We start from the raw sequence: 6,068 nt of genomic DNA, 5'->3' as shown, positions 1-6,068 counted from the left end.
GCGCAGGGGGAGGAGGGTGCGGGGTCGGCGCGCGGGTGTCCAGCGCGCTCCGCGCAGCGGACAGCGCCGGTCTCGCCCAGCGGACCCGCGGTTGCGTCCCGCCGCGGACCCGCCGACGGTGGAAGGGTCCGATGGTCGCGGCGCCCCGGTGCCGCGACCGCCACCGGCCACGAGAGGAGCACTCGTGCTCACCCTGACCGAGAACGCCAGCACCGCCGTCCGCGACCTCACCACCCGCGCGGGGCTCCCCGACTCGGGCGGCCTGCGCATCGCGGAGTCCCAGCAGCAGCTCGGCTCGTTCGAGCTCGCGCTCGTCCCGGAGGCCGTGCCCGGGGACGATGTCATCGACTCGGACGGCGCGACCGTGTTCGTCGCCCCGGAGACGTCGCCGGCGCTCGCCGACCTCACGCTGGACGCCGACCCGTCGGCGACCGGCGCGCCGGGCTTCACCCTCGCCCCGCAGGGCTGAGGGCCGGCACCGCCCCGACAGACGACGAGGGCCCGCGCAGCCGCTTGGTGCGGATGTGCGGGCCCTCGTCGTGCCGGGCGCCCCAGGACGGTCTCCCACCGTCCGGGGCCGGTGCCCGGCACGGCCCGGCGACGGTCTCCCACCGTCGCCGGGCCGGGTCACGGCCGGCCGTGCGTCAGGCGCGAGCGCCCTTGCGGCCGGTGAGCGCGCCGTAGATCAGCAGCACGATGATCGAGCCGGCGATCGCGAGGAGCCACGTCTGGATCGAGAAGAAGTCCTCGAGCGGGCGGTCGAACAGCACGCTGCCCAGCCAGCCGCCCAGCAGCGCGCCGATGACGCCCAGCAGCAGCGTCACGAACCAGCCACCGGCCTGACGTCCCGGCAGGATCGCCTTCGCGATAGCCCCCGCGATCAGACCCAGCAGCAGGAAAGCGAAGAATCCCATCTGGCACCTCCAACGTCGTGTTCGGACGGAGAGAACCGTGGCACGGGTGGTCGCCCTCCGCATCCGGAACGCCCGCGGGGCCGCTGGTGAGCGGCTCGCGGACGCGCCCCGGGACGGTCGTCAGGACATCTGGCTCATGACGAGCGCGCCGAGCGCGAAGCCGATGACGGTGGCGACGACCGCGACGATGAGCGCGATCTTGCCGAGGCGCTCCTTGCGCACGACGGCCACGATGCCGGTGACGATGCCGGCGAGGCCGAACACGATCGGCAGGAACAGGATCGCGATCGCCGACAGCACGAACGTGATGATCGACAGCACCGGGGTGCCGGTGCCGGCCGGCGCGGGCGCGCCGTAGCCGGCGGGTCCGGCGGGTGCCTGTGCCGGCGGGGTCGAGGCGGTCGTGCGGTGCGGGTCCTGGCCGTAGGGCTGGGTCATGACGTGTCCCCTGTCTGGTTCTCGGCATCGGTGGTGCGCAAGTCCGGCCGCCATCGGGGCGGCACGCCGAAAACTAGGGCGAACAGGACATCTCCGCCCGCCGAGGCCGCACCATCACCCGGACGGGTGGCGGTGCGGCCGTCCGGGTCAGGCGGCGGGGAGGAGGGCGAAGGCGTTGCCCTCGGGGTCGGTGAGGTTGACCCAGCGGGCCGTGCCGCCGACCGTGCCCAGCCGGCGGGCGCCGAGGCGGACGAGGCGCTCGGACTCGCCCTCCAGGTCCGTGGTGACCAGGTCCAGGTGCAGGGCGTTGCGGACGGTGCCGCCGGTCGGCACGCGGTCGAAGACGAGGCGCGGCGCGCCGGTGTGGTCGAGCAGCTCGGCGTGCTCGCTGCTGGCGCCGGGGGCGACGTCCCGGCCCAGCGCGGCGCCCCAGAACCGGGCGACGGCCTGGGCGTCGTAGGCGTCGAAGGTCACGCCGTGGAAGGTGCTGGCCATGGGGGCCTCCTGAGGTGGGTCGTCGTGGTGCGGGGTTCGCGGGCCGGCGTCGACGGTGCCCGTCCCACCTGCGGAGGTGACCGGGCGTCGGAGGCGGCGTACCCTGGAACGGAGGAGCCTCCGTTTCGTGTTCGACTCTAACCGGAGGATCCTCCGCATCGCAAGACCTAGCCCGAGGAGCGCTTCCCGTGACCACCCCGTCCGTCCGCGCCGAGCGACCCGGCGGCACCGCGGCGCGGCCGCTGCGCGCCGACGCCGCACGCAACCGCGCCCGGCTGCTCGAGTGCGCCGCCACCGCGCTGGCCGAGGACGGCGACGCCCCGCTGGAGTCCATCGCCCAGCAGGCCGGGGTGGGCATCGGCACGCTGTACCGGCACTTCCCGGAGCGCAGCGCCCTGGTGGAGGCGGCCTACCGCCAGGAGGTCACCGCGCTGTGCGACGCCGCGCCGGCCCTGCTCGGCGACGACCGCCCGGCCGTGGAGGCGCTGCGCGACTGGATGGGCCGGTTCGTCCGGTACGCCGCCACCAAGCGGGGCATGGGCGCGGCGCTGCGCACGGCGGTGGGCTCGGACTCGTCGCTGTTCGCCGACACCAAGGCGGGGATCATCGCCGCGATCGACGAGCTGCTCGCGGCCGGGCGCGCGGACGGCTCGGTGCGCCCCGACGTCGACGGCGAGCAGGTCATGCTCGCGATGGGCGGGGTGTGGAACGTGCCGGACTCCGACCGGTGGGCCGAGCGCGTGCGCGGGCTGCTCGACCTGGTCGTCGACGGGCTGCGGTACGGCGCGGGCGACGCCCGCCCCTGAGTCCGGCCCCGGGGCGGGCGTCGCGCGCCGGCTCAGGCGCTCGCCAGGTACGCGCCGATCCGGTCGAACGCGCCCTCCCAGGCGTGCTCGGCGAAGAAGTCCCGCACCTCCGGGGTCGGGAAGCCGCTCTGCACGACGCTCATCAGCGTCCCGCCGTCGACGGCCTCGAACGTGACGACCACCCGCGTGGTCATCGTCGCCCCGTCCGGGCTGCTGCCGACCGACTCCGTCACCAGCCGGTGCGGGCGGTCGATCTCCAGGAACGTCTGCGTCTCGCGGAACAGCTCGTCGCGGCTCGGGCCCCAGACCGCGGTCTGCTGCCCGCCGACCCGCAGGTCGACCTCGATCTCGACGATCCCCGGCTCGGTGTCGAGGATCGCGAACCAGATCCGCTGCTTCTCGGCGTCGGTGTAGGCGTCGAAGACCTCGTCCGGCGTGGCGGGTAGGACGCGCTGGGCGCGCAGCTCGAGGTCGGTGCTGTTGGTCTCGGTGGTCATGTGACAGGTCCTTCCGCGGGGTGGGTGCCGCCGGTCTCCCGGCCGCGCTGCAGGGTGAAGAAGGCCTCGAGCCCGTCCAGCCGACGCTCCCAGAGCCGCTGGTAGAACCCGATCCAGGACATCGCGTCGTCCAGCCGCTCCGCCCCGAGGCGGCACTGCCGGGCGCGCCCGACCTTCTCGGTGACGACCAGGCCCGCGTCCTCGAGCACCCGCACGTGCTTCGTCATGCCGGTGAGGGTGATGCCGTAGGGCTCGGCGAGCTGCCCGATCGTGGCCGGGCCGTCGCCGAGGCGCACGAGGACGTCGCGCCGGGTCGCGTCGGACAGGGCGGCGAACACCTCGTCCAGGCGCTGTTGCTGAACCATGTGGTTCACAGTAACGCTGAACCGATCGGTGCACAATGGCCGGCGCCGCCCCGGTCAGGCGCGGGCGCGGCGGTACGACGGCAGGCGGAGCCGGGCGGCCCAGCCCGGGACCCGGAGGTCGCCGGGCACGTGCAGCACCGGGTCGAACCGCAGGTCCGGGTCGTCGCCGTCGCCCGGCCGCGCGGGGCACACCAGCCGGCCGAGGCGGTGCCAGGGTCCGCCCGGGCGCGCCGAGAGCAGCACCAGGTCCACGCCTCCGCCGCGCGGGGCACCGGGCGACGGCACCGCGGCGACGAGCAGCGGGCGCCCCCGCGCGTCCAGGAACGGCATCAGCGTCCCGTGCGGACCGGCGAGCGGCCGGGTCCGCGGCACCAGGACGAACCGGGAGAGGCGGCCGAGGCCGGTCCCGGACAGCAGGAGGTCGTGGGTCCGGCCGCCGACCTCCCACCGCACGGCCACGCCGAACACGTCCGGCAGCGGTGCGGGCAGTCCCGCGGCGCGGGACACCCGTGCCACCGCCGGGACGACGAGCGGCGCGCCGAGCTCGCGCGCGCCCGGCGCCCCGGCGTCGTCCACGAGCAGGGTGCCGCGCCGGACGACGCCGCGCGGGTGCAGCGGCCGCGGGGACGGCCGGACGCGGTCGACCGCACCGACGAGCGCGCGGAGCACCGCGCCGGCGGCGTCGGCCGCCGGCGCGGCCCCGGCGGGGCGCGGGTCCCCGGGCCGGCGGCTCAGGCGCGCGCCGTCGTCGTGCGGTCGCGGTCGCGGCGCGGCCACAGGGCGATCGCCAGGCCCGCGAGGGCGGAGACCAGGTGCAGGCCGTTGTCCGCGCCGTTGATGTTGAGGATGTTCGCGTCGGGGTTGTCCGCCACCACCAGGCCGTAGACGAACGTCGCGCCGTAGCCCACGAACAGCAGCCAGCCGTAGGTGCGGGCCCGGCTGGCGGTGGACCACAGGGCGATGCCGAGCAGGCCGATCACGATGTGCACGATGTTGTGCAGCGGGTTGATCGCGAACCCGAGCAGCGTCTGCGAGTGGTCGTGCGCGGTGAAGTCGTCGAAGCCGGTGACCAGGAACCCGGCGAGGCCGACCACCAGGTACACGATCCCGATGACGAGGGCCAGGTACTGGTGCGGCTGCCGGGCCGTGGTGCCGGCCGAGCGGGCGGCGGGAGTGGAAGCGGTCATGGCGGGTCCTCCGGTGGGGCGCGGGCCCGGGGGCGGCGGTCGTGCCGCGGCGGCCGGGGTGCGCGGGCGGCGCCGACGCTGGACGCGACCTCCAGCATGCGTCGGGGCTGGTCGGCTCGCACCCGGGGCGCTCCCGCCGTGCGGGGTGGACCCGGCGGGGCGATGCTCGACCCCAGGAGCCCCGCCCCCGGCCGACGAGGAGACCACCGTGCAGCCCGACGAGAGCCCCCTGCTGACCGCGACCCGGCGCCTGGAGCGCGCCACCGCCCTGGACGAGGCGGTGGACCGGGTCCAGCCGGTCGTCCTGAAGGCGCTGCGGACCAGCCCGCGGCTGGCGGCGCTGCTGCACGGCCGCCCGCTCGGGCACGCGGCGCACCCGCTGCTCACCGACGCGCCCATCGGGTTCTGGGCGAGCGCGACGGTGCTCGACCTGACCCCCGGCGGCGGGGACGGCCGACGCCGGGCCGCCGACCGGCTGCTCGGCCTCGGCATCCTGTCGGCGGTGCCGGCCGCCGTCACCGGCCTGGCGGACTGGGCCGTCTCCGACCGCAGGACCCTGCGGGTCGGGACCGTGCACGGGTTCCTGAACAACGTCGCGCTCGGGCTGTACGGGACGTCCTGGCTGCTGCGCCGCCGCGGCCGCCGCGGCCTCGGTGTCGCGGTGGCGCTGGGTGCCGGCGGGGTGCTCGGTGCGAGCGGCTACCTGGGCGGGCACATGGCGTCCCGGCTCGGCTCGCCGCCGACGTCCGCGTCGGGCCCGGCGGAGCCGGAGGGCCGCGAGGGCACGGCGGCCGACGCGACCGCGTGACGGCGCGGGACGCGACCGCGCTGCTGGTGCGCGGCCCCGGGGGCGTCGTCCGCCTCCTGGGCCTGGCGAGCGTCGTCGCCGCCGTCGTCGCGCTGGGGCCGGTGGACGCGGTGCTGCTGCTGCTCGTGCTCGCCGGCCTGGTCGTGCCGCTGACCGCCCGGGTCGACCCGCGGCTCGACGCCGCCTACGGGGTCGGGCTGCTGGCCGCCGGGTGGGCCGGCGCGCTCGACCTCTACCAGCGGATCTCGTGGCTCGACGTCGTCATGCACCTCGTCGTCACGGGGCTCGTCGCGGCCGTCGGCCACCTCGTCGTCGCGCGGGTCACCGGCGCGGTCGTCGACCCGGTGGTGCCCGCCGCGGCGCGGGTGCGGGTGGGTTCGGTCGGCGTGACCACCGCGCTCGGGCTCGGGCTCAGCGTCCTGTGGGAGGTGGGCGAGTACCTCGGGAACACGTACATCGACGCGTCGATCCACGTCGCCTACCGGGACACGATCGGCGACATGGCCCTCGGCGGGCTCGGGTCGCTGGCCGCGGGGCTGCTGCTGGTGCGGGCGGGGC

The 6,068-nt window shown here is 76.3% G+C and carries 11 protein-coding genes; 4 read left to right on the top strand and 7 right to left on the bottom strand.

Annotation, left to right across the window (positions count from 1 at the left end; genetic code table 11):
• Positions 1-184: 184 nt before the first annotated feature.
• A complete protein-coding gene (locus tag MHY85_RS19725; RefSeq protein ID WP_154730996.1) occupies positions 185-469 on the top strand; it encodes a hypothetical protein in 285 nt (94 codons plus the stop codon).
• A gap of 175 nt (positions 470-644) precedes the next feature.
• Here the strand turns inward: MHY85_RS19725 and MHY85_RS19720 are convergent, their stop codons facing one another.
• From MHY85_RS19720 to MHY85_RS19710, 3 genes are all read right to left on the bottom strand, one after another.
• On the bottom strand, positions 645-914 hold the full coding sequence (locus tag MHY85_RS19720) for a GlsB/YeaQ/YmgE family stress response membrane protein (RefSeq protein ID WP_239199860.1): 270 nt from the start codon (positions 912-914) through the stop codon (positions 645-647).
• A 120-nt stretch (positions 915-1,034) separates the two neighbouring features.
• Positions 1,035-1,352, bottom strand: a complete 318-nt coding sequence (locus tag MHY85_RS19715; protein WP_239199858.1) for a hypothetical protein — start codon at positions 1,350-1,352, stop codon at positions 1,035-1,037.
• 147 nt (positions 1,353-1,499) lie between these two features.
• Positions 1,500-1,847, bottom strand: a complete 348-nt coding sequence (locus MHY85_RS19710) for a VOC family protein (protein WP_239199855.1) — start codon at positions 1,845-1,847, stop codon at positions 1,500-1,502.
• Between the two features lie 188 nt (positions 1,848-2,035).
• On the opposite strand from MHY85_RS19710, the gene MHY85_RS19705 reads away from it, so the two are divergent.
• Positions 2,036-2,653 carry a TetR/AcrR family transcriptional regulator gene (locus MHY85_RS19705; protein WP_239199853.1) on the top strand — a complete coding sequence of 206 codons (618 nt, stop codon included), beginning with the start codon at positions 2,036-2,038 and terminating at the stop codon, positions 2,651-2,653.
• 32 nt (positions 2,654-2,685) lie between these two features.
• On the opposite strand, the gene MHY85_RS19700 is transcribed toward MHY85_RS19705, so the two are convergent.
• Genes MHY85_RS19700 through MHY85_RS19685 form a run of 4 tightly spaced genes read right to left on the bottom strand, consistent with a single transcriptional unit; the run spans position 2,686 to position 4,702 of the window.
• Positions 2,686-3,150 (bottom strand): SRPBCC domain-containing protein, encoded by a 465-nt coding sequence (locus MHY85_RS19700; protein WP_239199851.1) that lies wholly within the window; start codon positions 3,148-3,150, stop codon positions 2,686-2,688.
• The gene (locus tag MHY85_RS19695; protein ID WP_239199849.1) at positions 3,147-3,515 is read right to left on the bottom strand and encodes a helix-turn-helix transcriptional regulator; all 369 of its coding nucleotides are present in this window, start codon (positions 3,513-3,515) and stop codon (positions 3,147-3,149) included. The genes MHY85_RS19700 and MHY85_RS19695 overlap by 4 nt, the downstream gene beginning before the upstream one ends.
• Before the next feature lie 54 nt (positions 3,516-3,569).
• Positions 3,570-4,292, bottom strand: coding sequence for a hypothetical protein (locus tag MHY85_RS19690; protein ID WP_239199847.1), 723 nt, complete (start codon positions 4,290-4,292; stop codon positions 3,570-3,572).
• On the bottom strand, positions 4,247-4,702 hold the full coding sequence (locus MHY85_RS19685; RefSeq protein WP_239199845.1) for a DUF4383 domain-containing protein: 456 nt from the start codon (positions 4,700-4,702) through the stop codon (positions 4,247-4,249). Before MHY85_RS19685 ends, MHY85_RS19690 begins: the two co-directional genes overlap by 46 nt.
• Before the next feature lie 208 nt (positions 4,703-4,910).
• Here MHY85_RS19685 and MHY85_RS19680 point away from each other — a divergent pair, with 208 nt between their 5' ends.
• Together MHY85_RS19680 and MHY85_RS19675 are read left to right on the top strand one after the other, a co-directional pair.
• Positions 4,911-5,510 carry a DUF2231 domain-containing protein gene (locus MHY85_RS19680; protein ID WP_239199843.1) on the top strand — a complete coding sequence of 200 codons (600 nt, stop codon included), beginning with the start codon at positions 4,911-4,913 and terminating at the stop codon, positions 5,508-5,510.
• The coding region (locus tag MHY85_RS19675; protein ID WP_239199841.1) for a hypothetical protein at positions 5,507-6,068 on the top strand (562 nt) is incomplete at its 3' end. The genes MHY85_RS19680 and MHY85_RS19675, both read left to right, overlap by 4 nt.

The sequence above is a fragment of the Cellulomonas sp. ACRRI genome (genome assembly GCF_022346185.1).
Taxonomy (GTDB): Bacteria; Actinomycetota; Actinomycetes; order Actinomycetales; family Cellulomonadaceae; genus Cellulomonas.
Note: the sequence above shows the minus strand (reverse complement) of the source record. Positions and strands in the feature narration are given on the sequence as shown.

Bases quoted from the DNA above. Each gene is read 5' to 3' on its own strand.
- MHY85_RS19685 (WP_239199845.1), bottom strand. From the start codon at position 4,702: ATGACCGCTTCCACTCCCGCCGCCCGCTCGGCCGGCACCACGGCCCGG.
- MHY85_RS19695 (WP_239199849.1), bottom strand. From the start codon at position 3,515: ATGGTTCAGCAACAGCGCCTGGACGAGGTGTTCGCCGCCCTGTCCGAC.
- MHY85_RS19700 (WP_239199851.1), bottom strand. From the start codon at position 3,150: ATGACCACCGAGACCAACAGCACCGACCTCGAGCTGCGCGCCCAGCGC.
- MHY85_RS19720 (WP_239199860.1), bottom strand. From the start codon at position 914: ATGGGATTCTTCGCTTTCCTGCTGCTGGGTCTGATCGCGGGGGCTATC.
- MHY85_RS19715 (WP_239199858.1), bottom strand. From the start codon at position 1,352: ATGACCCAGCCCTACGGCCAGGACCCGCACCGCACGACCGCCTCGACC.
- MHY85_RS19710 (WP_239199855.1), bottom strand. From the start codon at position 1,847: ATGGCCAGCACCTTCCACGGCGTGACCTTCGACGCCTACGACGCCCAG.